1 protein-coding gene is annotated in these 1,822 nt (G+C 66.4%); it reads right to left on the bottom strand.

Translation table 11 applies throughout. The features are described 5' to 3' along the window. Positions 1-44: 44 nt before the first annotated feature. Positions 45-1,688 carry a hypothetical protein gene (locus tag ACWDA7_RS52540; RefSeq protein ID WP_450615273.1) on the bottom strand — a complete coding sequence of 548 codons (1,644 nt, stop codon included), beginning with the start codon at positions 1,686-1,688 and terminating at the stop codon, positions 45-47. Between the last annotated feature and the right edge of the window lie 134 nt (positions 1,689-1,822).

The following is a 1,822-nucleotide window of genomic DNA, read 5'->3' as shown; positions in this document are numbered from 1 at the left end:
CTAGGTCTCCTTGGTGGTCAGAACACGTGCACTTTGCTTGAGTTTCATCCGGCTTTGAGTCGGGCGGTGCGGGTGTAGTGCGCGACGGATTTGTCGATCGTGGCGAGGGCGTCGCGCAGCGGTGGGGGTGCGGGTGGGGTGTTGGCTGCCAGCAGGGGTCGTAACAGCCGGTCGTGGACCTTGGTGTAGAAGATCGCGACTCGTTGGCCGTCGTCGGTCAGTACGTAGGTGTTGGTGTGTTCCAGGCGGCGGATCAGTCCGTTGCGGCGTAGCCGGGCGAGGTCGTAGCCCATCTGATTGGCCGAGTACGGGGTGCCCAGCAGGGCGCTCACCTGGGCGCGAAGGCTCCGGTTGGTGAACCCGACGACGGTGGTGAGCAGGATGGACAGGGCGCCGGCCAGGGCCATGACCCGGGGGTCGCCGAACCGCAGGGCCGGGGCCCTCCTGCCGTCGGTGGTCACCGAGGGCAGCGCGACCCGCTCAAAGGCTGGGCTCGCAAGGACGCAGCCCTGGCCGACGCGTTCAGCATGCAGCAGGCGGGCGTTGACGGCACGGGCTTTGGTCTGAAGTTCCTCGAGGTGGTCCAGGCGGCGCAGGACTGCGAGGTCTTTTGGGGAGTTGACGACGGTCTCGATGCGCAGTGCTCGGCCTTCTTTGAGGTACTGCTTGATCCTGGAGTGCTTGTAGAACAGGTTGACGGTGACGTCGACGCCGCGGGTGACCACCTTGGTGGCGAACCCGGTCTCGGTGTCCGAGCGGATGCGTCGGTCGAAGAGGTAGGAGATCTCGTCCGGACGGCCCAGTCCGAGGTTGTCGCTGACCAGGGCGTCGAAGAACGTTCGAGCGTTGCGGGGTGCGTCGAAGACCAGGGTGCGCGAGACCTCGATCTGCCGCATGGACAGCTCCCACCAGTAGCCGCCGTCGCGTTCGCGTGGACCGAAGGGCAGGGGCAGTCGGGACATCCAGCGTTCGAAGAACACGGTGATGGCGCCGGAGCCCAGCCGGTCGCAGATCGCCTGTAGTTTGGGCGGGTCGTCGCAGGAGGCGAACCCGTTGGACAGGGCCGTGAACGCGATCCCGGCCTGGGCGGCCTGTTGTTTGGCCCACTCGTGGCCGTTGACCCACACTTTGATCGGGTAGGGGAAGTAGGAGCAGATCTTGATGAACGCCGGGCCGAAGTCGCAGTCCCACAGGTAGAAGTAGAAGCAGGTCACCCGTCGGTCAGCCTTGTCGAAACCGAAGCACACGGCTCCGGGTGTGGTTGCCCGGTCGTAGCCGGTGAACACGCGTTGGAACTCTTGGGCCACGCCGATCGCGACTACCTGTGGGCGACCGGATGCCTGCGCGGCGGCCAGGTACGGCTTCATTACGTCGGCCTTGCGGGCGTCCTTCGCGAAGCGGACCACCGGGATGTGCTCGTCGCGGGCGAAGCGGGTCACTGCCGCGCGGAAGCGGTCGCCGATCTGCCCCAGCAGTGCAGGCGAGGGGACGGGGTGACCCAAGTGCCTGGTGAGGAACGTCACTACCTGACCGCCGACTTGAAGGTTCGGCACATAGCCGTTGAGGTAGATCCGGTCCAGGCACTCCAGATCGAGCGCGACGTGTCCGTCGAGTACGTCGTGGACGGTGACTGCTCCGGCTGCGTTGCCCGCTGCGATCGCCCTGCGCGCCTGCGCTCCAGCCGTCACCTTGACCACCGCCCAACCGAGCGCACGAACACCTGCTGGCAGCGTCCACCCACCCACCGCAGCTGTCATTCGAACGCCCGGCCACCCACCTCGGCGGTCCGAGGCCGGCCTCACTGGGAGCGTGTCTCAGTAAC

It is taken from the genome of Streptomyces sp. NPDC001156 (genome assembly GCF_053598275.1).
This window is presented reverse-complemented; position numbering and strand designations above follow the sequence as displayed.